The organism is Paraburkholderia youngii (assembly GCF_013366925.1).
Lineage (GTDB): Bacteria > Pseudomonadota > Gammaproteobacteria > Burkholderiales > Burkholderiaceae > Paraburkholderia > Paraburkholderia youngii.
The window spans coordinates 1940676-1962790 of record NZ_JAALDK010000001.1; the positions used below are offsets into that span (position 1 = coordinate 1940676).

Consider the following 22115-nt stretch of genomic DNA (forward strand, 5'->3'; position numbering starts at 1 on the left):
CTCTCCCTTCAGGCAGTGGTACGGGCGACCATTTCGGCGGCCATGCGTTCAGCACAGGCCATCGCCGCGGAGGTCATGATGTCGAGGTTGCCGGCATAAGACGGCAGATAATGCGCGGCCCCCTCCACTTCGAGGAATACCGAGGTCTTCAACCCGCTCATCCGCGCGCCGACCCCGGGGATATTCAACGGTTGAGTGGCGTCAATGCGGTCGAATTGGATCGTCTGCTTGAGGCGATAGCCAGGTACGTAACGGTTGACGGCAGCCACCATTTCCTCGATCGACTGCGCCACGGCATCCTCGTCGGCCGGCTCTGACAAGCAGTACACCGTATCGCGCATGATCAGTGGCGGCTCTGCTGGATTCAGGATGATGATCGCCTTTCCCTTCGTCGCTCCACCGATCTGCTCAATCGCCTTTGAGGTCGTTTCAGTAAATTCATCGATGTTCGCGCGCGTACCCGGGCCTGCCGATTTGCTCGAGATCGACGCGACGATTTCGCCGTAGTGCACTTTCGCGACACGAGAGACGGCGGCGACCATCGGAATCGTCGCCTGTCCGCCGCACGTGACCATGTTGACGTTTAGCGCATCGACATGCTCAGCGAGGTTCACAACAGGTACGCAATACGGACCAATCGCTGCCGGCGTCAAGTCGATCATTCGCACGCCAGGCTTGAGCCCACGTAAGAACGCGTCGTTCTTCACATGCGCGGCGGCGCTTGTCGCATCGAATACGATATCGATTTCGTCAAACACCGGCAGACGGGTAAGCCCTTCGACGCCCTCGTATGTCGTGGCGACGCCCAAGCGCGAAGCACGTGCGAGGCCGTCAGATGCAGGGTCGATGCCGACCATCGCCCCCATCTCGAGATGCTCGCCATGTCGCATAATCTTGATCATCAAATCGGTGCCGATATTTCCGGATCCGATGATCGCGGCCTTCAGTTTCTTTGCCATTGCTCGTCCTTCGCTAGTGCGTTCAATGAGTGTTGGTGGCGGGAAAGATGACCGAGGCGCCTCCGCCAAATAATCGCTCGACCTCGTGTGCGCGCAACGTCAACACTCTCCGTTGATTGATGTATCCCTTGTCCGTAATCTCGCCACTCTCCTGGTTTGGCGGACCGCCGATGATGATTGCGCGTGCGACTCGGCCAGCAGAGCCATGACCCTCGTTGAGCGAGGAGAGCGCGGTTGCAATCCTTCTTCGGACCTCTGCATTGGCCGCCAATTGCTCACCCGTCATCGCACGCGCGTCGTCTCCGACCAACGCGTGCAACGCCGGTGACGGAAAAACGAGCAGGCCAATTTCATCGCGATCATGTCCAGCCACAACAACGTCCTGCGCGTATGGCATCAGGGCGGCAACGGCACGTAGGCGCAACGTGCCGACCGATACCCGGCTCCCCGTGGTCAGCTTGAAATCTTCCGAGATGCGTCCATCAAACAGAACGCCAGCGTTCGGATCTGTGGGATTGGCCAAGCGCCCTGCATCTCCTATCAAATAAAATCCTTCCTCATCGAATGCCTCGTCTGTTAGCTCCCGCGCATGGAGGTACCCGGGGAAGACGTGTTGGCCGCGCACTCGCATTTCGAGCTTGTCACCGTTCGGTACGAACTTGATTTCCGCGCCCGGAACCGGCACACCGAGATTGCCGGGCTCGGGATAATGGAAGTGCAGGCTGGTGATAACCGGTGAAGTTTCCGTCGAGCCCCACGCCGAAGTGAACAGTGGCGGCGCATCACGATGGCGTTCAGCGGCCGATTTCAGGCGATCCCATAGCGGCTTTGGCAACGCAGCGCCAGCGAAAAAGATCGCCCGCATATTCTTGAAAAAATGCCGTGCAAACGTCTCGTTTTGCTCGAGATGAGGCAGCAACACATCGAATCCGCGCGGCACGTTGAAATAGAGTGTCGGCGACAGTTCGATTAAATTACGCACCGATTTTTCGATCGACCCAGGCACGGGCCGCCCATCATCGATATAGAGGGAGCCGCCATTGCGCAGGATCATGTTGAAGTTGTGGTTGCCGCCAAATGTATGGCTCCAAGGCAGCCAGTCCACGACGATCGGTGCGGCGAAGTCAACAAACGGCCAAACCTGAGCGATCGCCTCCTGGTTTGCACAAAGCATTCCGTGCGTATTGATTACGGCTTTCGGGATGCCAGTCGAGCCTGACGTCAGCAGGTATTTCGCGTGCGTATCCGGCGTGACGCATGCGTGAGCCTCCATGATGGCTGCCGTTTCCCGCGTCTTGCGTAGGCAGCCGAGATCGATCCCGCCGTCCGGTACATTCCGCGAATACACGAGCGGGCATTGCCTGCCGCTAGCCTGCATGGCCTTGCCATAAACTTCTCCGTCATCGGCATACATCAGACCCGGATCCAGCACGTTCAGGAGCGCGTTCAATTTGCTGCTATCGTGCGCTGCCCTCGAATAGGCTGCCGATATGAACGACACCGGCAAGCCGATATGCATCGCGGCCAGCGCCACAAGTGCAGCATCTATGCTGTTATCCGATAGAACGACAATGGGCCGCCCGGATGCAAGGCCGATATCGAGCAGGCCTTGGGCGATCGCGCCCACCTCCGCACGCACTTGCGCATACGTCAAACGGCGCCAACCCGCACCGTCGTCAGTACGCTCCGCCAGGAAGACCTGTAGAGGCGTGGTGCGGCTCCAGTATTCAAGCCAGGTGCCGATACGCCGAACGTGCGGCCTTGGCGGCATACGGGAACGCAGAATGAAGCTGCCGTCAGGAGCGTCAACGCGTTCGATATCGGGCGTTGCCAAAGCAAGCCCCGCAGACGCCTGATTCCGGCCAAGCCCGTCGGGGACATCATGCGCCGAGTTCATCACGTCACTCCAGCGCGCAGCTCACGCGGCCCAGGCCGCTGATCTCAACGTCGACGCGATCGCCCCTCGTCACCGGCACCATCGGCCCGAGCGCGCCCGACATCACGACGTCACCGGCGCGCAGGGGTTGGCCGAGTTCAGCCATCTTTTTGGCAAGCCAGTACGTCGCGCTCAGCGGATTTCCGAGGCAAGCCACCCCTGACCCGACGGAGGCAGTCATCCCGTTCTTCCTGAAGTCCATCCCGCATCCGGCCAGCGAGAGATCGCCTATACGGCGCGGCTCGAGGCCGAGAACGTAAAGCCCGCACGACGCATTGTCAGCGACGGTATCGACAAGCGTAATCTTCCAATCGTCGATCGCACTGTCAACAACCTCGATCGCTGGCAACGCGTATTCCAAACCGATGAGAAAATGCCCCCAGCTCAAGTCCGGAGCATCGAGATCGCGACCAACAACGAACGCGATCTCCCCTTCGGCCTTTGGCTGAATCAGCTTTTGCGCCGGTAGTTCGGCACCGCTCAAATACTCCATGTCCGCGAACAGCACGCCGTAGTCGGGCTGATCGACCCCAAGCTGCTGTTGTACGGCTTTCGATGTCAAGCCAATCTTTTTTCCACAGACTCGTGCGCCCGCCGCAAGGGCGCGGTTGACGTTGACCTCGGCGACCGCGTAGGCATCCTGCACCGTTTGAATGTCGAAGGTCTCCGACACGCGAGCGATAGTCTTCCGTTCGGAGCGCGCCTGCCACAATGCTTCGGCTGCTCCCTCAATGCCTGGTCTCATGCCTCTCTCCTAATATTGACGGACCGACGCGCGTCACGCGGATGCCCCTCGCCAGCGGCCCAACAGTGCACCGGTCTGTTCCCGTTCTGTTGTCAGCATTTCGAGGTATTCGCATTCGAGCTGCCGTACCAACTCAGCGACGCTGCTCAAGTGCCCGATTGCGCCTAGCCCTTGTCCCGCCGACCACACGTCCTTCCACGCCTTTTTCCCGGCACTGATGTCGCCCGAAAAATCGATCCTTTTGCCTTCACTATCCCGGGACGCATCGATGCCGGCCGCGTGCAGCGTGGGTTTGAGCCAATTGGCAAGAACACCCGACACGGCTTTGGACTCAACTAAATCCTCAATCCGACTACTCACCACCAGATCGCGATATTCGGCCGACGCCATGCTTTCGCGAGTCGCGATGAAGCGTGTGCCGGCCACGACGAAGTCGGCACCGATCAATTGGGCGGCGCGGATATCGCGTCCGCTCGTAATGCATCCAGCGAGCCCAAGTGGTCCGCTCCAGAATTGACGGACCTCGGCGACGAATGCGAAAGGGTTGTAATAACCCGTGTGCCCGCCAGCGCCATGGGTAACAAGAATCAGCGCATCGACGCCTGCATCGACAGCCTTGCGCGCCAGCGTGGGCGTGACAACATCCGCCATCACGATGCCGCCGTAGCTATGCACATGCTCGCGCACGCGCGCAGGGCTGCCGAGCGCGGTAGAAACGATGCGGGGCCGATATTTCATGACCAGTGCCAGCTCACGCTCGAAGCGATCGTAGGTGCTATGCACGATCATATTGAGCGCCCAGGGGGAAGCGCCCGGCATATCGCGCAAAGCGGATGTCACCTGCGCGAGCCATACCTCCAGGAGATCGACATTGCGAGCATTCGGGGCCGGGAAGCTACCGACAATGCCGGCTGTTGCACAGGCGATCGCAAGCTCCGGTCCGGAAACCAGAAACATCGGCGCCGCCATTAACGGCAACCGACCGGCAGGGAACAGCTCGTCGAGGCAGCCGCGGTTTGTCGCACCGTCCATCTTCGTCGCGCCTCCCATATCCGTCATGCTTTGCGCGGGGGACGCCCGCGCACCTCCCACCCGCCATCGCTTTGAATGATGTTCGCCGTCGTCGCACATGAATTGGTGCGCGAGGCGAGCAGCACATAATGTCCCGTGTGGTCTTCCGGTTGGGCCATAAAGCCGAGCGGTACGGCGTCCGCCACGGCATCCGAGAATCCAGGGATCTCGGATAGCCGCGCGTCATGCTTGCCTAGTGACTCCGGGCCTTTGAGAGGGGTCGCAGTGCCGCCCGGGGCCACGCCGTTCACGCGAACGTCCGGCGCGAGTTCATAGGCGAGTTGCCGAATCATCCCGACGCAAGCGTGCTTCGAAGCCACATAGACGGGTCCGCCACCACCCGCATAAAAACTCGAGTTGGAGAGCGTAAAGATCATGCTGCCCCTCGTCTCACGCAATACTGGCGCCGCTGCCTGCGCGGCAAGCAGATACCCCATTACGTTGACGTCGAACACTTCGCGGAAAGTGTCAGCGAGCTGCTGTCCGTCGGCAAACTTCCGCAGCGATGCGAAGTAGTCCCAAACGCCCGCATTGCCAACCAACGTATCGAGTTTGCCGAATGCGCTCAGCGTCGCAGCGACAGCCTCTTCGTTGGCCGTGGCGGAGCGAACGTCACCAACAGTCACCGCAACGCGGTTGCCGAACTCCTGACGCAAGGCATCCGCGCCTTGAGCACTCCGCACCAACGCCCCGACGCCCTTCGCGCCCTCCTGGAGGAAACGCCGCAGCACGGCGAGCCCGATCCCGGAATTGGCGCCCGTAATCAGCGCTACATCGTTGTCTAGCCAACCCATGGTCAAAGGAACGTATTAAGGTTCTTGGACATCAGCAGTGATTGCGTGATGACGATCTTGCGGCTCGCGATCTTGAAGCTGCCGTCGAATTCGCGGAGTAGATCCTCGCGCCTGCCAAGTAGCAGGTCGTTGTCCGCCTCGCCGCGACTGCGGTAATTAACAAAGACCGAATGGACCACATACTCGCCAGGCCGAGAACCGGGCAACGCCTCCACATTGCTGATCACATGCACATGCCGGGTTGGCGGATCCTCGGCCCATGCCGACGGTTGCTTGAACCTTGCAATGCGGCGCGCCAGATCGAAGTGGTTGTCGTCAAAATAAGCGGCGCGACCCGGGGCATACGCGCCGAGTTTATCTGCGCGCCTGCGGTTCTCGATGGCAGGCATCCAATAATGGATATCCTCCGTCATGAGCGAGAGCCAGTCGTCCCATGCCTCCGTATCGAGCAGCCGTGCCTCACGGAAGAGGAACTGCTCGATGCGATGGGCAACCTCCCGATCCACCGTGCCATCCGCCGGGCCGGCGGATACGAGCGTAGGTACCGCACTCATGCGACCTCCTTTGCTGCCTGCCCGTGGACAAATGCATTCTCATCAAGCCTCGCCGAGTCGCGCTTCGGCACGTCACTCCACGAGCGGGCCTGCATCAGATCGAGCCAGCGCTGATAGAACGCCCGGTGGTTGGCCTCGTTGACCTGATTCCGGTAAACATTGCCGGGCAAGTCGCTGTCCTCGAGACGGCTGCCGCGACCAAGCCCCATGTACAGGTCCTGTTGCCGCGTGACGAAACCCGCATTGGTACGCGTCGAAAACTCAAAATTTTCGCCGTCGTCCATCTCGAACACACCCGTCGGCGAGAACGTCATCATCGTCCCCTTAAGCCACTTTTCCTTGATCTCCTGCGGCGCGCTCTTGTTGACGATGGTCCACGTGTGCAGTTCGATCTTGCCCGGTCCTCGCGGATGCCAAACGCGGAAAGTGTTCTGCCCCGGCAGGAACGACAGGTTCGGAAAGACGCTGACAGACGAAATCGAACCGATCATCTTGGAGCGAAACTCGCCAAGTCGCTCCGCAACTTTCGGTTGAATGCCATACAGATATTTGCGAATTTCCTTTTCGCCCAACGTAGCCGCGTTACCGATGATGTCGAGATTGAACTCCCAGCCGTGGCCGTTGAAGTTCACATGGTACGAGTCGGGATCCTTATAAACTTCCGCGACCGGTCCGCCCAGCATTGCGCGTGCCGCCGAGTCGTGCGTCCAGAGCGCGTGGTAGATATCGCCGATGAAATTTTCCGTCGGAATCTTCCAATTGCAGTTGATCACCGACTTGACGCAGCCGCCGACAAACTCCGTGCCCTCCCCGTCCATATCGAGGATCACATCGAGGTAATACCGGAAATCGCCAAGGTATTCGTTCAACGAGGGCGCATCCGGATCCATATTGCCGAATACGAGGCCCTTGTAGGTTGCGACCTGAGCGACGGGGTGCAGGGCGTGCTCGGCACGATTCATTCCACTTTCGTCGAACAATTCCTGGCCGGCCATGCCGCGCAGCGCACCGTCGATGCCGAAAGCCCAGCCGTGATAGTTGCAGACGAAACTGCGTGCGTTACCAGCGTCCGTGAAGTTCAGCTTGTTGCCGCGATGCGGACAGGTGTTGAGGAACGCCTTGATGGATCCGTCCTTCTGGCGAACGACGATGACGTTGTCTTCGGCCATATAGGTCGTCAGATAATCGCCGGCCTTGGGAATCTGTGACTCATGCGCGAGAAACAGCCAGCTCCGGGCAAAGATCTTCTCGAGTTCCTGCTCGTATATGCGCTGATCCCAATAGACCCTGCGCGACAGACGCCCGGCGTCGAGATCGATCAGCCGGTCGAGGCCGGCAAGCGGCTCGCTAGCCGGATCCTTGCGCAGCCGCTCGCAGCTTCCGGTGCACTCGTATGTCATTTCTTCGCTCCTCAGATTGCCGACGCCGCCGCGTCCGCTTCCTGTTCAAGGTCGGCGTAAATATCGTCGCCTTCCTCGATCACCTTGTAAGTCCGCAGATCCACCGTGCATGGGAACGCCATCGCTTGCCCTGTCGGAATATGAAATTGCCCATCGTGGAGCGGACAGGCGATCAGATCGCCGTCTACAATTTCGCCTTCCGAAAGCGAAGCGGTCGCATGCGTGCACATATCGGACGTCGCATAGAAACTACCGTCGACGTTGTAGACCGCAAGCGGGCAGCTCGACTGCTCAACCTTGCACACCTGTCCTGGTTGCAGCTGGTCTCGTTTGATCAAGAAAATCTTGTTGCTCATCTCAGGAGTCCTTCTCGCTTCGCTGCGGATGCAGCTGTACGAAACCCAGCCCGGTCACCCACTCCGGCACTGCCTCGTAGGCAATCGTTTCTCCGCGGGAGCCTTCGAGCGCTCCCATGGCGCAGGCCCAATTGCGGATTTCCATTCCACCCTCACCGCCGTGCTCGAGGATGTACTCGTCCGACAACGCGCATAGCGCATTGAGATCGCCTGCCTCGGCGTACCCGATGATTTCGCGATCGAACACTGCGTTCACTCGCCCCATTTGGGCAGAGCCTACCCAATGACTTATTCCACCGCTGCCGATCACGACGACGCGCTCATCGATGGGGAAAGCCTCGACTGCCCGCCTGATCTGTTCGCCCAGTTCCGCGGATCGCCGTAACGTGATGTACGGATCGACGCCGCACGCCAGATAGACCGGAATGGTTTTGACGTCTACGCTCATCGTGCGCAACGGATCGACGATAAGCTGCTGAGGAATCGCCACCGAATGGTCCGCTGTGAACGCGCGCGCCACCGCCCAATCGAATCCGTTTTCACGTCCGTACGTAGCGATATGTGCCGCCAACGCCTCGTTATTGCTGAACGCAGCGCGTTTGAGTCCGGGTAGCTGATCGATGGGGCCGTCGACGTCTCCGGTCGCTATCAGGTAGCTCGGCAGACACTGCGGACCGAACAAGATGTAGTGATCGCAGCCGATGATGATTACGGTGGTCGGCTCTAGCTCTTGCAGGCGCTGCGCGCACTCCGCATAGGCCTGCCAGACCGCATCGCGCTGCTGCTTCGCCGGCGCCTCCGGCGCCACATACATGACGGGATCATGCGGGACCAGAAACGCTCCTACGATTTTTCCCATAGTTGATCTACCCCTTCAGTGCCGCTGCAAAAACCGCTTCCCCGTCCTTCACATCACGCAGACGCGACAGATAGGCCCTCATGTCGCGATTCGGCGAGAGCTCCTGCCAAAAACCCATGGTCAACATGCTGTTCACGCCGTATCGCTGAAGGCCTTTCACGTCGAACGACAAGATCATCTCGCGCTCGTCATCAGTCAGCGGCAAGCGCTCGAGGAACTGCTCCGCGCCCTCTTTGAACCGCTGTTTGGCGCCGCGATCGATACACAGCTGATGCAGCACGCGCTCCACGCTGTTGCGGCTCATGATGGCTGTCCAACGAAATCCGTGACGAGCCGGAGGAAATCGTCTCGGCGCTCCGTTTGCACCCAGTGGCCGCACTTGGCGAACTGGTGCAGGTCGGCGTTGGGAATGTGCTGAGCGAGTAGCGCACCGCAAGCAGGCGGCACGACTCTGTCCTCGCGCCCGTGCAGCACGAGCGTCGGCGCTTCGATGCCGGCAACGGCGGACGCGGGAAATCCCTTGACGATTGTCGGCCCGTCGTCATTCGGCCTCGGAATCAGCTTACGCAAGGCGTCTTGCGCACCAGGACGAGCGCTGGCCTCATAACGCGTCCGGACCATCTCATCGGTGATGATCGCCTGGTCATAAGGGAACAAACGCATCGTCTGCTCCATGTTCTCGAGCGACGGTTCATACGTCCATGCCGACCTCAGGCCGGGAGTCTGTTCGAATTCGCCTGCAGGGGTACCTAGCAACACTAGCCGGTCAACGCGTTGCTTATCGAAAAGCGCAAGCCCGATGGCGAGCGCGCCACCGAACGAGTTTCCGACGAAGGACGCCTTCTCGATACCAAGTGCGTCCATGATGCCCGTGAGATGGCGCACCCAGAGCTTGATGTCGTACTTGCTGCCTTCCTTGAACTCGGTGAAACCAAAGCCGGCGATGTCTGGCACGATCACGCGAAACTGCTCACCAAGATCGCTCATCACGCCCTTCCAGTTGGTCCAGCCCGACACGCCGGGACCGGATCCATGCAGCAGGAAAAGAGGCTTGCCCTGCCCGACCTCGTGATAGTTCGTTCGATGGTCCGCCGCCTGCAGCGTCTTTCCAACGCCTGCCAAATCGCCCATTCTCGCTCTCCTCGCGTTCTCTCCATACACATACGTATGTGTATGGAGTGCATCGTATGTCGTGGCAGAGATGAAGTCAATAACCCTCAGCAGTCAAATTTCCAGGTGTTAACGTGAATACACATGACCATACGGCTCTGCATGTGTCGATGAAGTAAAATATTTCTTTTGCCCTTACGGACACGCAATGTCACGATCTTCGGTACCGCGTACTTCGGACGCGTCAAGCAAACCTCAACTCACGCCGGATGACTGGGTTCGTGCAGCCGCAGAAGTTCTGGTCGACAAGAGTGTCGAAGCCGTGCGTGTAGAGGTTCTGTCGAAGAATCTTGGGGTCACACGGGGCAGCTTTTACTGGCACTTCAAAGACCGCGACGATCTCTTGAGTCATTTGCTGACGTGGTGGCGCGATACCGCCACAGAGCAAATCATTGAGCGTTTTGAGAAACGCAACGTCAAGGCGCGAGAACTGCTGCGCGAACTGCTGGCATTGCCGTTTCACGGTGAAGCAGCGCAGGTTGCCGCCGCGACGGAGTTAGCGATACGGGGATGGGCAAGGCGGGACGAGATGGCCCGTCAATTTGTGGATGAGGTGGATGCGAAGCGCCTTGCTTATATTGCCCAGTGCTTTAGTGCACTCGGCTTCGATATTTCGGAAGCACGGAAGCGCGCATTCGCCCTTTATAGTTATGAGTTGGCCGAATCCCTACTTTCAAACCAGGGTACCGATAAGCAGCGGGATGAGCGGCGCGTTTTCATGGAGCGCATGCTGCTGCGCGATGAACACTAACTCTGGCCTACGAAAGCAGGACCTCGCAGCAGCGCCCGTCCTGACTTTCAGCTTCAGCAAGCCGTACCAGTAGGTCATGCTGCGACCGGCTGCTTGCGCATCCTGATGCCGTCAGGCGGGGCACAGGGCACAGCGACGAGCTTTTGTGCGAAATCTTCGGCACAGTAAAACAACCCAGGTCTGGAACACTGGACTTAGTAATCGTCCAGGGCAGGTACCGCGCTGCCAATCCGCAAACTTCTTGGGGTTACGCCGAACGCCTGCTTGAACGTCCGACTGAAGTGGGCTGCGTCGTTGAATCCCCATTTGTAAGCCACGTCCGTCACCGTTTTCGTACTGGCAGCCGCACATAGTTCGCGATAGCAGACTTTCAGCCGACGATCACGGATCCAACGACTGACCGTTGTCCCCGTACCTGCGAAGGTAACATGTAATTTCCGCACCGAAATATGATGAGCGTTTGCGATTGACGCAGCGCACAATTCGGGGTCGTCCAGATTTTTGTCAATGTACTGCCGGATCGCATTTAGCAGTATGGCCTTTGAGGATGGACGATCGGTGTCGACGGTAATCGCCGCGTCGAGCAAGTCGAAAAAGGACTGACAGGCAATCGCCAATGCGCCATCGGACAGTTGATCGAGCTCCTGCGAGATCGTCCGGAGATGCTCACCGGCAATGGCCGACAAGCCGGAACCTTGCACCGCCGGTAACGCGCCGCACAAATGAGTGGCAGCGCTCGCAACCGTCAAGGGAACTCGCTCGCGGGGCAAAAGCAGATAGAACTCGCGATGAGACCCCTCAACGTCAAAGTCAAAACCGAGCTCACTATCCCAGATCAGCAGATGATTGGGGGGCAGTACGACCTCGCGCCCATCTTCGTAGCGGCACGCTAGCCGTCCACTGAGGTTCATCAGAACACCCAGTAGCGGTGCATCTCCCGACGCCGCTCGTTGGCCGGTAATCCGGCCACTCCGCAACTCCCCGATTGTCAGCCGATCCACTTTCCGGTACCGCACAGATGCGTCAAATCCGTCCGGCTCTGGGATCGATAACGTCCAATTTACATGCAGATCAGAGAGCTTGCTGCTGAATGCGTCCTGCAAGAGCTTGTGGGGCAACCCGTGGGTCGACCAGGTAACAGCTGCCATTGGGTTCCTTTCCATTGGCGAATTGACAGATAACAACTACCAGCGATCGTGTGGATCAGGAAGGCCGCCGTCAAGTGCGCAGAAACCCGAATCCGGGCCCACGATGCACAAACCGACAAGTCGCATGCACGCATGTGCAAGCGCCGGATGCCAGTCACCCAGTACAGTCGGCCATCACTAACAGCAACCAAACTATTAAATAGGAGGAGATGATGAGCGATCTGCGTCCTGTCGTCATCTATGGCGCCAGCGGTTATACCGGACGGTTGGTGGCCGAGTACCTGCGCGAATACAACATCCCGTTCGTCGCCGCAGGTCGCAACAAGTCGAAGCTACAGGAAGTCATGGCTTCAGTGCCCGGAATCGAAACTGCCGATTACGAAATCGCCGAAGTCGACGGTTCTGTCGAGTCGCTGGTAGCGCTTTTCAAAGGCAGAAAGGTCGTCTGCAATATGGTCGGCCCTTTTTTGCGATATGCGCCCCCAGTCCTCGAAGCCGCGCTGCGCGCCGGATGCCACTATCTCGACACTGCCGGAGAGCAGCAACACCATCTTCAGTTACTTGACGAATGGGGCCCCAAATTCGCAGCCGCCGGACTGGTCGTATCGACTGCTGTGTCCATGCAGTATGCGGTTCACGACATTGCTGCCCGCATAGTTCTGGAAACACCGGGAATCGACACTCTCGAGCTTGGGGAGTACGTCAGCGCAATTCCCACAGTGGGCTCGAGCCAGTCGATGTTCGACGTGATTCGCACAGATTCTTACTACCTCCAGGACAACGTTCTTAAAAAGTACGATGGCATCGTCCAGCAGGACATGGTTGTGCCTGGTACCGCCTATGTTGTCCCGGGCCTGCAGTGGGGTGGCACGGCACTCCCCGTGTTCTTCCGGGATGACCGCAGGGTGCGCAACTGTCGCATGTTCGTCGCGATGCGTAATGACAAGGGCGATATTCCCCAGCGGGTTCGTGCAGCGGAGCGCATGTTCAAGGTCATGTTCCAATGGTTGCCTGAAGAGAAGCTGCACCCGGTGCTAGACCGGATCGCAGCCAGCATGACGCCCAACACGCCGCCTCGTGAAAACCGGCAGGTGCACCGATCCGTTGACTGGTGTATTGGCCGCGGGAACAACATCACAGCACGCGCAGTTATTCACGGCACTTCCGGCTATCAAATCACGGGTGTTTTGCAGGCTTATGCGGCCATGCGATTGCTCGGAAACACCTACAGCGGTGTGGGCTTCCGATCGCCGGCGCAGTTCCTGGGACATCGCGAACTCATGGGGGCTCTGGAGGCGTTTGGCCTTGCACGCGTGACCGAGGAGACAGTGGCATGACCGCGGTGCCTGTTTGGATAGCCGGCGTAGGCATGACCTCGTTTGGGGTTAGGCAAGACGCGTCGGTCAAGGATCTCACGAGGACGGCGGTGCTTGAGGCCATCTGCGACGCCGGAGGCGATATGAGCACCATCGACGCAGCGTACTTTGGCAATACGTGTCAGGACGTCCTCGAAGGCCAGGTGGTAGTGGCCGGCCAGATGGCGCTGCGATCAATGGGCTTCGAACGCATCCCGATCGTGAACGTCGAGAACGCGTGCGCGACGGGGGCGACAGCCTTGCATCAGGCGATCATGCATGTGCGCTCTGGGGCAGCAGACGTCGTGCTGGCAGTCGGAGCCGAAAAACTGAGTATTGGCGACAAGAGCAAAGCACTTGGAGTCTTCGACGGCGGTGTCGACGTCAATGACAGGCAAGGTGTGCGAGCCGTTCTCGAGGAGCTGGGGGGCGGGATTCCAGACGATGGGCAACCTCACAGCCTGTTTATGGATATCTACGCTGCGCTCACCAGAGCACACATGAATGCGTTCGGAACCACGCAGCGACAGCTTGCCGTCATCTCCTCGAAGAATCATGCGCATGCTGTCCATAACCCTCTCGCACACTTTCGCAAGGAAATGTCAGTGGAGGACATCCTGGCGGCACGGCCGGTGTCGGGGCCGCTCACAGTCCCAATGTGCGCCCCACTAACAGATGGAGCGTCCGCAGTTGTCGTTTGCAATGCGGCCGGCCTGCGACGTCTCGGCAGCGCCCAGCCGATACGGGTACTTGCAAACGTTCTGCAGAGTGGGACCGTGCGTCCGCTCTCGGCTTGGGATCGATCAGTCACCCGCCTCGCTGCTCGGTCCGCCTATGAACAGGCGGGAGTCGGACCCGAGGACATTTCCGTCGCGGAGGTCCATGACGCATCTTCATTTGGTGAGCTTCTGCAATCCGAGTTGCTTGGATTCTGTGAGATCGGCGCCGGCGGCCCGTTCGCGGAATCTGGTGCAACGAAGCTCGGCGGCAGCTTGCCGATCAATCCGTCCGGTGGCCTCGAATCCAAAGGTCACCCAATGGGGGCCTCTGGCCTCGCCCAGATCTATGAGCTTGTGCACCAGCTTCGCGGTAACTGCGGAGCACGCCAGGTGCACGGCGCCCGTATAGCCCTCGCGGAGAACGGCGGCGGGCTCTACGCAGGTGAGGAGGCGGCCGCCGCAATCACCATTCTCGGCTCCTGAATCGTCCGCAAATCTTCTCGGAGGAGACAATGACCTACCAGACACTTAACATCCGGCGCGATGGCCGGACTCTTTTCGTTGATTTCAACAGTCCCCCGCTGAACCTGATCAATGCTCAGATGATCGGCGAGCTGTTCGACCTTGCGGGATCGCTCGCGTTTGACCGTGAGACCGCGGTCGTAGTCTTCGGCAGCGCGAACCCGGAGTTCTTCGTTGCGCATTTTGACCTGAACGACCTCCTCCGGCTCTCTAGCGACCCGACCGCGCCCCGGAGCCGTTACGACGACATCAACGTGGTGCAAGCCCTCTCGACGGCATGGCAGACTCTGCCGCAGGTCACCATTGGCGTGGTCGATGGAATCTGCCGCGGCGCGGGGCTCGAATTCATACTCGCCCTCGATATGCGTTTCGCGACGCCAGGAAGCAGGTTCTGTCTGCCAGAGGCCAGTGGCGGCATCTTGCCTGCAGGCGGCGGTACCACACGTCTGGCGATGTTGATCGGGCCTGCCCGCGCTCGTGAGGTGATCTTGTCGGCACGCGATTTCAGCGGCGACGAAGCGGCAACCTACGGTTTTGTGAACCGGGCGCTGCCGCGCGAGGATCTCCATACATACGTAAGCACGCTTGCCCACGGTGTCGCGAAGCGACCGCCAAGCTCGATTGCCGCTGTGGACGAGGTCATCAAAAGCGTTTTTGGCTGGGCCGTCGACGCACAATTCGCCGGCTTCGCCAGTGAGAACGCGGCGTTCATGAAGCTTGTAGACGAGCCCCCTGTCCGGGAGGGCCTGGAAAAGATGGCGCAAATGCAGGACGTCGAGCATGAGCGTGACCTCCCAGCGCTTCTCGCCGCCGCCGAGTAGCCGAAACGACCGTCACAAACAGGAGACGCCGAAATGACACAACAGGTCGAACACGCTGCGCTGACTTCAGTGCGGCCGGATCTGCCGTACGTCGAACTCACGGGATTCGAAGTCCTCAGCGAGGAAGAACGCAACATCCAGCAAGCGATGCACAAGTTTGCACGAGATGTAATGCGGCCTACGGCGATTGCCATCGACAAGCTGAGCGCCGAAGATGCGATTGCACCAGGCTCTCCGTACTGGGACTTTATCAAGACCGCAGCTTCAGCCGGGATCAGTTTCGACACCGACGCTGATGATGTGCCGCCCCAAGCACTGGCCAGGCTACAGGCTATCGTAATCGAAGAATTCGGGTGGGGTGACGTGGGACTAACGGTATCGCTCGCCGCAGCCGCGTTCCCGAACATGATCGCCAAGCGGGCCGCCAACCAGGAACTCATCGATCTGACTGCAAACAAGCTCGGATGCTGGATCGCGACCCAGCCAGATCGCGGTTCCGACGGCACAATGCTCTACCCGGGCGAACGGCACGCTACAGCACCGCAGGGCAACAAAGGCAATCTCACAGCGAAGGTCAGCGGTGGCGACATTGTGATCAATGGACAGAGTTCTGCCTGGGTCTCAAACGGTTCTGTAGCGCAGGTTGCAATCTTGACGATCGTGGCCGACTACGGTAACGGGTTCTTCGACGAAGAAGGGCATCCGCACGGTATCGAGGTGATTGTTCCCTTGGACCTTCCAGGCGTGAGCCGCGGCAAGCCGCTTGAAAAGCTCGGCCAGCGGGCGTTACCGCAAGGCGAGATCTACTTCGACAACGTCAAGGTGCCCCTGCGCTACGCAGTGTCCTCACGGGAGGAATATTGGCGCGGTCATGCAAATACGTGGTCGACAGCGGGCGTTGGCATGGGCCAGATGGCAACCGGCATGGCGAGGGCTGCATTCGAAGTGGCGCTCGCCTATGTGCACGAGCGGCGCCAGGGCGGCGCACTTCTCAGCGACCATCAAATGGTCCAGTACCGGCTCGGTGCCATGGCGCGGAAAGTCGAAACCATTCGCGCGGTGGCCAGGCGTGCCACTGAGTACACCCTACTCTCGCCGGCTAAACATCCGTACTTTACCGGCGCGTCGAAGGTTACGTGCACCGACCTCGCGTTCGAAGTCGTAGACGAGGCCCTGCAGCTGTTCGGCGGTTATGGATTGACCCGTGAATACCCGCTAGAGAAGCTCTTTCGGGACGCAAGGGCTGCCCGGATCGAGGACGGCGAGAATCATCTTCTCAACATGAAATTTGGCTACCTGAATTCGCTGCTGTACCGCTGCAATCGAATCGGGTTGTGAACTAGGAACTTGTATGGCTATCACAGATTTCTTCGACCGCGGGTGGCGGGCCAACCCCGAGAAGATCGCCTTCATCGCTGGCGATCGCACCTTCACGTATAGGCACATCGGCGAGCTGTCCTGCCGCGTCGGCAATGCCCTACTCGGCCGTGGTATCGAGCGCGATGCCAAGGGCGCAGTGCTGGCAAGTAACGACCCTGAGGCGTGGGGTTGTGTGCTCGGACTGTGGCGCGCGGGGCTCGCCTGGGTCCCGGTCAATCCGGCGAATCCGCCAGAGGAGACCCAGCGGCTGCTGGACGGCTTTGACTGCGAAGTACTGTTCTGTCACGAGCAGTTCCTGCCGCTTGTGCATGAAATTCGTGCCGACCTGAAAAAACTGCACACCGTGATCTCTCTGGGCGACGACGTCGAAGCTGCATCTGCAACGGGTGCCGTTACGCTCGAATCGTTCCTTGCAAACGCGCCAGCCTCCCTTCCGGACTTTGTCCCGGAACAGGGCTCACTCGCCGGCGTGATGCCGACCGGGGGAACGACGGGGGCACCGAAAGGTGCGATGAACACTCACCGAAGTTTGTCCGTCAGCGCACTGCACCAGATGTTTGCCGCGCCATACTCTTCGGACGAGCCGATCGTGAATCTTGTCGCCGCTCCGATGACACACGCCGCCGGTACGCTTACCCTGCCATGTACCGCGCGCGCAGGGACGATCGTGGTGATGAATCGAATGGACCTGCATCAGCTGCTTGATCTGATCGAAAAACACCGTGTTACGGAACTCTATCTGCCGCCCACGGTAATTTATCGACTTCTCGAAATTCCCGGGATCGAAAAACGCGACTTCTCGTCGCTAAAATACTTCATCTACGGCGCAGCTCCGATGTCAACGGAGAAGTTGCGTCGCGCGATCGAAGTGTTCGGACCGGTGATGTTTCAGGGATACGGTCAAGCTGAAGCTCCCTCCGCGATTGCATTCATGCGTCCCGAAGACCACTTCCGCAACGGTGAAATTGCCGACGACGCGCGGCTCTCGGCCGCCGGGCGGCCTGCTCCGCTCGTGCGTGTCGAAATCCTCGACGACAATGGCAGAATTCTTCCCATCGGCGCGGCAGGCGAGATCTGCGTTCGTGGCGATCTGCTGATGGCAGGTTACTACAAGGCCCCGGACAAGACCGCTGAAACAATCATTGATGGCTGGCTCCACACCGGCGACATCGGTTATCTCGACTCAGAAGGCTTCCTTCATATTACCGACCGCAAGAAGGACATGATCATAAGCGGCGGATTCAACGTCTACCCGAGCGAGGTTGAGCAGGTCATCTGGACCCACCCGGCGGTGCAGGATTGCGCCGTGATCGGCATTCCGCACGCAGACTGGGGCGAAGCAGTCACGGCTGTGATCGAACTGAACCAGGGCGAACAAGCGACCGAGGACGAGATCATTGCCTATTGTCGCCCAAAGCTCGGTGGAATCAAAACCCCCAAGCGCGTCGTGTTCGTCGATGCCCTTCCCCGAAGCCCCAACGGCAAGGTCCTAAAAAAGGATGTGCGCGCGCCTTTCTGGCGGGACGAGCAGCGCAAAATCTGACATTCACACGGGGACGTAGAAGTTCGGCCGGTCGGCATACTCCGACCGGTCTTTTCGAACTCAATAACGATTGCATTGGTTCGCATACCGAAATAAATAGTGCAGGCCTAGCCTACCTTTCGTTAGCGATGGCAAAGAGGAGACATTGAATGGACAAGAACCGTCCTTTGGTTACACCGACAGACGTCAGGGGGATGCCAAACTGCGTCAAAGTGTTGTGTCGCGCTGCAGCAATGCGTGGCAATGCGGAGGTGCACGGCCATGTTCAGTAATCTCGTCGTGGCCATCACTGGTGCGGGGTCGGGCATTGGCCGCGCGCTGGCTATCGAACTCGCTCGCAGGGGCGCTCGTCTCGCACTGTCAGATGTGAGCGAGCAGAATCTGGCGAAAACCGTCGAGCTATTGCCGGTCGCCACCTCGTCACGCTCCTACTTACTCGACGTATCAAGTCGCGATGCAATGTTTCGGCACGCTGACGAAGTAGCCAGTGACTTCGGGCAGGTCGACTTTGTGATCAACAACGCCGGAACCTCAGTGCTGGCCTCAGTCGAACACGCCACGATAGAGGAGTTCGAGAAGGTAATCGGAATCAACCTGTGGGGTGTGATCTACGGCACCAAAGCCTTCTTGCCAAAAATGCTGGCCCGGCGCCAAGGCTGCATCGTAAATATATCGAGTGTTTTCGGGCTAGTGGCGACACCCTGCTCGGCTGCATACACAATCTCCAAGTTCGGCGTTCGAGGACTAACAGAAACACTGTGGCAGGAATTGGAGGGCACCGGCGTGCGAGCCGTACTCGTGCACCCGGGTGGCATCAACACCAACATCAGCAACGTTCCAAAAGCCGAACATGAGACGGATTTTGAGCGTCGTCTACTGGATGCCAACAAACGCCAGATGACGACAACACCCGAGCAGTGTGCACGCGAGATTGTGGCGGGACTGCTACGCGGCGACAAACGGCTGCTGGTTGGCAATGGCGCGCGCTCCTTGCAATGGATTGCTCGTCTGTTTCCCGACAGCTATGGCGCACTCGTGCGCAGAAAGTTGGGGGTTTAATCCGGCCCGACCCGGCGTTACGTCGCGGCAACGTCCTGGTCAACGGCCCGCAACTCGCCACGCCAACCCGTTCTAGCACGAGCGCGTCGCAGAGCACTGCGGCGGCCTTACTGTCCCACGGTTCCGCGAAGGCCGCTCCTCCCAATATGGCCTCGCTGAACTGTCGGAAGCTGTAGTTCGACCACAACGTATAGAAAAAAACGACAACGGAGACAATTATGTGGAAGTGGAAGTACGCAACAACGGCATGCCTGTCAGCCTTGACGCTGATTGCTGGATCTGTCGACAGCGCACACGCACAGGCGGCTGGCGACAACGTCGTCAGTCTTGGCTGGGCGCATGTGGCGCCACAGACCGGTAGCGGTCCGCTGACGGTAACAAGCGTCGGCGGAACGCCTGTCGACATGCCGATTCCGGGTTCAGGGTCTGGTGCCCGAAGCGCAGACTTACCCGCCTTCATCTTCGAACACTACATTACCAATCAAATTGGCGTTGCGTTTTTGGGTGGCTGGCCCGGTCGAATGCAGCTAGAGGGGCGGGGCGTGATGGATAGTTATGGCGTTCTGGGCGATACGCGGACGTGGGCTCCCGAGGTGGTATTGCGTTACCACTTTGGTCAGCCCGACAGTCGATTCAGGCCCTTCGTCGGCGTCGGCGTCAATTACACGTGGTTCACTGACACGCGTGTCACGAACTCCGATTTTGTCGAGCAATCCTTCGGTCCCGGTGGTACTGCGACTGCACATGCCTCCAGTTCATGGAATCCGGTGGTACAGGCTGGCCTTGACTATCAGATATCCAGGCGCTGGTCTGTGGACATGCTGGTGGCATATATCCCTACCGACACCAATGTGACGCTGACAGGGAAAACGGCAGGCGGAACAGAGATTGTCAGTCATGCGAAAGTCAGGCTTCATCCAATCGTGACTTTCCTCGGTATCTCGTACAAGTTTTAACGGTCGAAGGTGCTGCCTAAGCTCCGAAGGTATTCGGACGGAGCTTGACTGCATCATCTCTAGCTCCGGGTTCGATAGAACTCAATCGACGGCGAACGATTCCGAAGGGCAGAAGCAACAACGGTTCGTTAATAAAAGCGTTATAAGTTTCGTCCCATTACGCCATCAACTACATGGCGCTCCTTTTGAGCTAATTTCATTCATATGAGGGGAAGATCACATGCGAATGGCAGGCAAAACGGTGCTGGTCACAGGTGGAAATAGTGGAATTGGATTCGCTGCGGCCAAACGGCTATCGGAAGAAGGCGCTACTGTGGTTATCACCGGACGCAACGAAGCTACACTTTCCGAAAGCAAGGCGGCACTTGGCGAGTCGGCTTTTGCCTTTCGCTTGGATGCTACCGACTTCGTCGGCCTGGAATCCGGGCTCGCATCCATCGTGAGAGACGTAGGCAATTTCGACGCTGTGTTTCTGAATGCTGGCGACGCAAGCTTGACGCCAGTGGGCGGCACGACTGTAGAACAGTTCGATCACTTGATCGCGACGAACCTGAAAAGTCCCTTCTTCTACGTTCAAGCGCTCCTACCCCACCTACGAAACAATGCTTCTATAGTACTGAATAGTTCGATCGGCAATGCGATCGGAATGCCGGGGATGGCAGCCTATGCTGCCAGCAAGGCTGGACTGGTCGGGATGGCCCGATGCATCGCCTCAGAGCTGTCTGGAAGAGCGATCCGAGTAAATGTCGTCTCTCCCGGTAATATTCGAACTCCGTTCTGGCGAACTGTAGCAGACGCCGCGCTCATTCCAGCCGTACATGAGTTCGCGACGCGATCCGTCCCACTGGGCCGCCTGGGTGAGGCAGAAGAGGTCGCAGAGGTCGTGCTCTTTCTCTGCTCTAGTGAGTCATCGTATGTGCAAGCTACCGAAATCTATGTTGACGGTGGGGTCACTGGCGCGATGATGGGGGCTCCCGCCTATCGCCAGGATTAGCGTATCTGCATGCGGCAAGGTGCGACATCGCTTTGGTCGACATCACTCCGATGTGCTTAATCGATAACCCGCAGTTCTGTCGAATCCCTGAAGACGGTTCGCAGCAGGCATTCCCCCGTCCGCTCGTCGCGAAACACATCGGTAACCTGTCGGGATGCCAGCACTCTTAGCGGAGTGAAGCAGGCGATATCAGCTGGGTCGACAGGTGTAGATCGTCTCTCGAATCAGGCGCAGTTCTATGGAAAGTCTGGCAATCAGCGTCAGGAGCGTTTCACCCTACTGCGGGGCGGCGCTGAGCGCTCTCCATACGACCTTTGTCGCTGCACGAAGTGCTTCAACGTCGGCCGAGCCCCCACGTACAGGGCGAACGAGGACAATTAGTCCCGCCATATGCGAATAAAGCAGACGACCGCGGAGCGCGCATTCTTGAGGCGTAAGCGACGGGTTGATCTTCCCTACCAGGCTCGCAAATGTTTCCTGAAATTGGCGGTTAAATCTGGCCACCAAGCTCCGGGCAAACTCTTCACGCTCTCCCATGCTCCATCCTTCGAGACAAAACGGCGCAATGTGGGTACCGGGTTTGGTCAACTCATCAAAGGCGACGTCCACGATAGCGTCGAGCCGAACCTCTGGTGACCGTTCATCGTCCTTCACCAAACTTTGATACAGCGTCAGGTATCGCGTCGCGACCTCTTCCATCGCCGCACGCAACAAGTCTTCCCTGCTCGGGAAGTAGTGCTGCAAAGTAGCCAGGTGAATACCTACCTCACTGGCAACGCGCCGGAGAGCAAAACCGACGTTACCGTACTTTGCGAGCACATCGATCGCCGCCTCGAGGATCTCCGGAGTTCGCGTTGTCCTGTTACCGCGACGCTTCGGCTCGTCGGGTTCCTCTTTCCTGCCAGCCAGGTTGATCGCGACCTGTTTCACTTATGAACCCTCCTAGCTGATTGCCAATTGTCCGGGTATGGCGGTCGACGTAGCTGCACCGCCGAGCGACGACTGCCTTGATGGGGCACGACC

General features: G+C 58.9%; 22 protein-coding genes. 9 read left to right on the forward strand and 13 right to left on the reverse strand.

Going from position 1 to position 22115, the window contains the following annotated elements; translation table 11 throughout:
* Nucleotides 1–8 precede the first annotated feature (8 nt).
* Genes G5S42_RS09005 through G5S42_RS09055 form a run of 11 tightly spaced genes read right to left on the reverse strand, consistent with a single transcriptional unit; the run spans nucleotide 9 to nucleotide 9805 of the window.
* Nucleotides 9–959, reverse strand: a complete 951-nt coding sequence (locus G5S42_RS09005; RefSeq protein WP_176106432.1) for an acetaldehyde dehydrogenase (acetylating) — start codon at nucleotides 957–959, stop codon at nucleotides 9–11.
* Nucleotides 960–981: 22 nt separating this feature from the next.
* Nucleotides 982–2856: a feruloyl-CoA synthase gene (locus G5S42_RS09010; protein ID WP_176106433.1), complete on the reverse strand. Its 1875-nt coding sequence runs from the start codon at nucleotides 2854–2856 to the stop codon at nucleotides 982–984.
* Between the two features lie 4 nt (nucleotides 2857–2860).
* Nucleotides 2861–3640 carry a 2-keto-4-pentenoate hydratase gene (locus G5S42_RS09015; protein ID WP_176106434.1) on the reverse strand — a complete coding sequence of 260 codons (780 nt, stop codon included), beginning with the start codon at nucleotides 3638–3640 and terminating at the stop codon, nucleotides 2861–2863.
* A 33-nt stretch (nucleotides 3641–3673) separates the two neighbouring features.
* Complete coding sequence (locus G5S42_RS09020; RefSeq protein WP_217709868.1) at nucleotides 3674–4699, reverse strand: NAD(P)H-dependent flavin oxidoreductase; 1026 nt, start codon at nucleotides 4697–4699, stop codon at nucleotides 3674–3676.
* Nucleotides 4696–5505: a 3-(cis-5,6-dihydroxycyclohexa-1,3-dien-1-yl)propanoate dehydrogenase gene (gene hcaB / locus G5S42_RS09025; protein WP_176106435.1), complete on the reverse strand. Its 810-nt coding sequence runs from the start codon at nucleotides 5503–5505 to the stop codon at nucleotides 4696–4698. Before hcaB ends, G5S42_RS09020 begins: the two co-directional genes overlap by 4 nt.
* 2 nt (nucleotides 5506–5507) lie before the next feature.
* Complete coding sequence (locus G5S42_RS09030; RefSeq protein ID WP_081069608.1) at nucleotides 5508–6059, reverse strand: 3-phenylpropionate/cinnamic acid dioxygenase subunit beta; 552 nt, start codon at nucleotides 6057–6059, stop codon at nucleotides 5508–5510.
* Nucleotides 6056–7459, reverse strand: a complete 1404-nt coding sequence (locus tag G5S42_RS09035) for an aromatic ring-hydroxylating dioxygenase subunit alpha (RefSeq protein WP_176106436.1) — start codon at nucleotides 7457–7459, stop codon at nucleotides 6056–6058. Before G5S42_RS09035 ends, G5S42_RS09030 begins: the two co-directional genes overlap by 4 nt.
* A gap of 11 nt (nucleotides 7460–7470) precedes the next feature.
* Nucleotides 7471–7815, reverse strand: coding sequence for a non-heme iron oxygenase ferredoxin subunit (locus tag G5S42_RS09040; protein ID WP_176106437.1), 345 nt, complete (start codon nucleotides 7813–7815; stop codon nucleotides 7471–7473).
* 1 nt (nucleotide 7816) lies between these two features.
* The gene (locus tag G5S42_RS09045) at nucleotides 7817–8674 is read right to left on the reverse strand and encodes a DODA-type extradiol aromatic ring-opening family dioxygenase (RefSeq protein ID WP_176106438.1); all 858 of its coding nucleotides are present in this window, start codon (nucleotides 8672–8674) and stop codon (nucleotides 7817–7819) included.
* A 7-nt stretch (nucleotides 8675–8681) separates the two neighbouring features.
* A complete protein-coding gene (locus G5S42_RS09050) occupies nucleotides 8682–8978 on the reverse strand; it encodes an extradiol ring-cleavage dioxygenase (RefSeq protein ID WP_176106439.1) in 297 nt (98 codons plus the stop codon).
* Nucleotides 8975–9805 carry an alpha/beta fold hydrolase gene (locus G5S42_RS09055; RefSeq protein ID WP_217709869.1) on the reverse strand — a complete coding sequence of 277 codons (831 nt, stop codon included), beginning with the start codon at nucleotides 9803–9805 and terminating at the stop codon, nucleotides 8975–8977. The genes G5S42_RS09050 and G5S42_RS09055 overlap by 4 nt, the downstream gene beginning before the upstream one ends.
* A gap of 187 nt (nucleotides 9806–9992) precedes the next feature.
* On the opposite strand from G5S42_RS09055, the gene G5S42_RS09060 reads away from it, so the two are divergent.
* Nucleotides 9993–10595 carry a TetR/AcrR family transcriptional regulator gene (locus G5S42_RS09060; RefSeq protein ID WP_176106440.1) on the forward strand — a complete coding sequence of 201 codons (603 nt, stop codon included), beginning with the start codon at nucleotides 9993–9995 and terminating at the stop codon, nucleotides 10593–10595.
* Nucleotides 10596–10789: 194 nt separating this feature from the next.
* On the opposite strand, the gene G5S42_RS09065 is transcribed toward G5S42_RS09060, so the two are convergent.
* Nucleotides 10790–11743, reverse strand: coding sequence for a helix-turn-helix domain-containing protein (locus tag G5S42_RS09065; protein WP_176106441.1), 954 nt, complete (start codon nucleotides 11741–11743; stop codon nucleotides 10790–10792).
* 212 nt (nucleotides 11744–11955) lie between these two features.
* On the opposite strand from G5S42_RS09065, the gene G5S42_RS09070 reads away from it, so the two are divergent.
* The 8 genes from G5S42_RS09070 to G5S42_RS09105 all read left to right on the forward strand — a co-directional run bounded on the left by G5S42_RS09070 (nucleotide 11956) and on the right by G5S42_RS09105 (nucleotide 21092).
* Nucleotides 11956–13080: a saccharopine dehydrogenase family protein gene (locus G5S42_RS09070; protein WP_176106442.1), complete on the forward strand. Its 1125-nt coding sequence runs from the start codon at nucleotides 11956–11958 to the stop codon at nucleotides 13078–13080.
* Nucleotides 13077–14300 carry a thiolase family protein gene (locus tag G5S42_RS09075; protein ID WP_176106443.1) on the forward strand — a complete coding sequence of 408 codons (1224 nt, stop codon included), beginning with the start codon at nucleotides 13077–13079 and terminating at the stop codon, nucleotides 14298–14300. The genes G5S42_RS09070 and G5S42_RS09075 overlap by 4 nt, the downstream gene beginning before the upstream one ends.
* Nucleotides 14301–14329: 29 nt before the next feature.
* Nucleotides 14330–15160, forward strand: coding sequence for an enoyl-CoA hydratase/isomerase family protein (locus tag G5S42_RS09080; protein ID WP_176106444.1), 831 nt, complete (start codon nucleotides 14330–14332; stop codon nucleotides 15158–15160).
* A gap of 33 nt (nucleotides 15161–15193) precedes the next feature.
* Nucleotides 15194–16498 (forward strand): acyl-CoA dehydrogenase family protein, encoded by a 1305-nt coding sequence (locus G5S42_RS09085; RefSeq protein ID WP_176106445.1) that lies wholly within the window; start codon nucleotides 15194–15196, stop codon nucleotides 16496–16498.
* Between the two features lie 13 nt (nucleotides 16499–16511).
* Nucleotides 16512–18083, forward strand: coding sequence for an AMP-binding protein (locus G5S42_RS09090; protein WP_176106446.1), 1572 nt, complete (start codon nucleotides 16512–16514; stop codon nucleotides 18081–18083).
* 261 nt (nucleotides 18084–18344) lie between these two features.
* Entirely contained in the window at nucleotides 18345–19142 is a 798-nt protein-coding gene (locus G5S42_RS09095; RefSeq protein ID WP_176106447.1) for an SDR family NAD(P)-dependent oxidoreductase, read from the forward strand.
* 218 nt (nucleotides 19143–19360) lie between these two features.
* Entirely contained in the window at nucleotides 19361–20098 is a 738-nt protein-coding gene (locus G5S42_RS09100) for an OmpW/AlkL family protein (RefSeq protein WP_176106448.1), read from the forward strand.
* Nucleotides 20099–20324: 226 nt separating this feature from the next.
* On the forward strand, nucleotides 20325–21092 hold the full coding sequence (locus G5S42_RS09105) for an SDR family oxidoreductase (protein ID WP_217709870.1): 768 nt from the start codon (nucleotides 20325–20327) through the stop codon (nucleotides 21090–21092).
* 276 nt (nucleotides 21093–21368) lie between these two features.
* Here the strand turns inward: G5S42_RS09105 and G5S42_RS09110 are convergent, their stop codons facing one another.
* Nucleotides 21369–22022: a TetR/AcrR family transcriptional regulator gene (locus G5S42_RS09110; RefSeq protein ID WP_176106450.1), complete on the reverse strand. Its 654-nt coding sequence runs from the start codon at nucleotides 22020–22022 to the stop codon at nucleotides 21369–21371.
* Between the last annotated feature and the right edge of the window lie 93 nt (nucleotides 22023–22115).

Bases quoted from the DNA above. Each gene is read 5' to 3' on its own strand.
- G5S42_RS09005 (WP_176106432.1), bottom strand. From the start codon at position 959: ATGGCAAAGAAACTGAAGGCCGCGATCATCGGATCCGGAAATATCGGC.
- G5S42_RS09010 (WP_176106433.1), bottom strand. From the start codon at position 2,856: ATGAACTCGGCGCATGATGTCCCCGACGGGCTTGGCCGGAATCAGGCG.
- G5S42_RS09015 (WP_176106434.1), bottom strand. From the start codon at position 3,640: ATGAGACCAGGCATTGAGGGAGCAGCCGAAGCATTGTGGCAGGCGCGC.
- G5S42_RS09020 (WP_217709868.1), bottom strand. From the start codon at position 4,699: ATGACGGATATGGGAGGCGCGACGAAGATGGACGGTGCGACAAACCGC.
- hcaB (WP_176106435.1), bottom strand. From the start codon at position 5,505: ATGGGTTGGCTAGACAACGATGTAGCGCTGATTACGGGCGCCAATTCC.
- G5S42_RS09030 (WP_081069608.1), bottom strand. From the start codon at position 6,059: ATGAGTGCGGTACCTACGCTCGTATCCGCCGGCCCGGCGGATGGCACG.
- G5S42_RS09035 (WP_176106436.1), bottom strand. From the start codon at position 7,459: ATGACATACGAGTGCACCGGAAGCTGCGAGCGGCTGCGCAAGGATCCG.
- G5S42_RS09040 (WP_176106437.1), bottom strand. From the start codon at position 7,815: ATGAGCAACAAGATTTTCTTGATCAAACGAGACCAGCTGCAACCAGGA.
- G5S42_RS09045 (WP_176106438.1), bottom strand. From the start codon at position 8,674: ATGGGAAAAATCGTAGGAGCGTTTCTGGTCCCGCATGATCCCGTCATG.
- G5S42_RS09050 (WP_176106439.1), bottom strand. From the start codon at position 8,978: ATGAGCCGCAACAGCGTGGAGCGCGTGCTGCATCAGCTGTGTATCGAT.
- G5S42_RS09055 (WP_217709869.1), bottom strand. From the start codon at position 9,805: ATGGGCGATTTGGCAGGCGTTGGAAAGACGCTGCAGGCGGCGGACCAT.
- G5S42_RS09060 (WP_176106440.1), top strand. From the start codon at position 9,993: ATGTCACGATCTTCGGTACCGCGTACTTCGGACGCGTCAAGCAAACCT.
- G5S42_RS09065 (WP_176106441.1), bottom strand. From the start codon at position 11,743: ATGGCAGCTGTTACCTGGTCGACCCACGGGTTGCCCCACAAGCTCTTG.
- G5S42_RS09070 (WP_176106442.1), top strand. From the start codon at position 11,956: ATGAGCGATCTGCGTCCTGTCGTCATCTATGGCGCCAGCGGTTATACC.
- G5S42_RS09075 (WP_176106443.1), top strand. From the start codon at position 13,077: ATGACCGCGGTGCCTGTTTGGATAGCCGGCGTAGGCATGACCTCGTTT.
- G5S42_RS09080 (WP_176106444.1), top strand. From the start codon at position 14,330: ATGACCTACCAGACACTTAACATCCGGCGCGATGGCCGGACTCTTTTC.
- G5S42_RS09085 (WP_176106445.1), top strand. From the start codon at position 15,194: ATGACACAACAGGTCGAACACGCTGCGCTGACTTCAGTGCGGCCGGAT.
- G5S42_RS09090 (WP_176106446.1), top strand. From the start codon at position 16,512: ATGGCTATCACAGATTTCTTCGACCGCGGGTGGCGGGCCAACCCCGAG.
- G5S42_RS09095 (WP_176106447.1), top strand. From the start codon at position 18,345: ATGTTCAGTAATCTCGTCGTGGCCATCACTGGTGCGGGGTCGGGCATT.
- G5S42_RS09100 (WP_176106448.1), top strand. From the start codon at position 19,361: ATGTGGAAGTGGAAGTACGCAACAACGGCATGCCTGTCAGCCTTGACG.
- G5S42_RS09105 (WP_217709870.1), top strand. From the start codon at position 20,325: ATGGCAGGCAAAACGGTGCTGGTCACAGGTGGAAATAGTGGAATTGGA.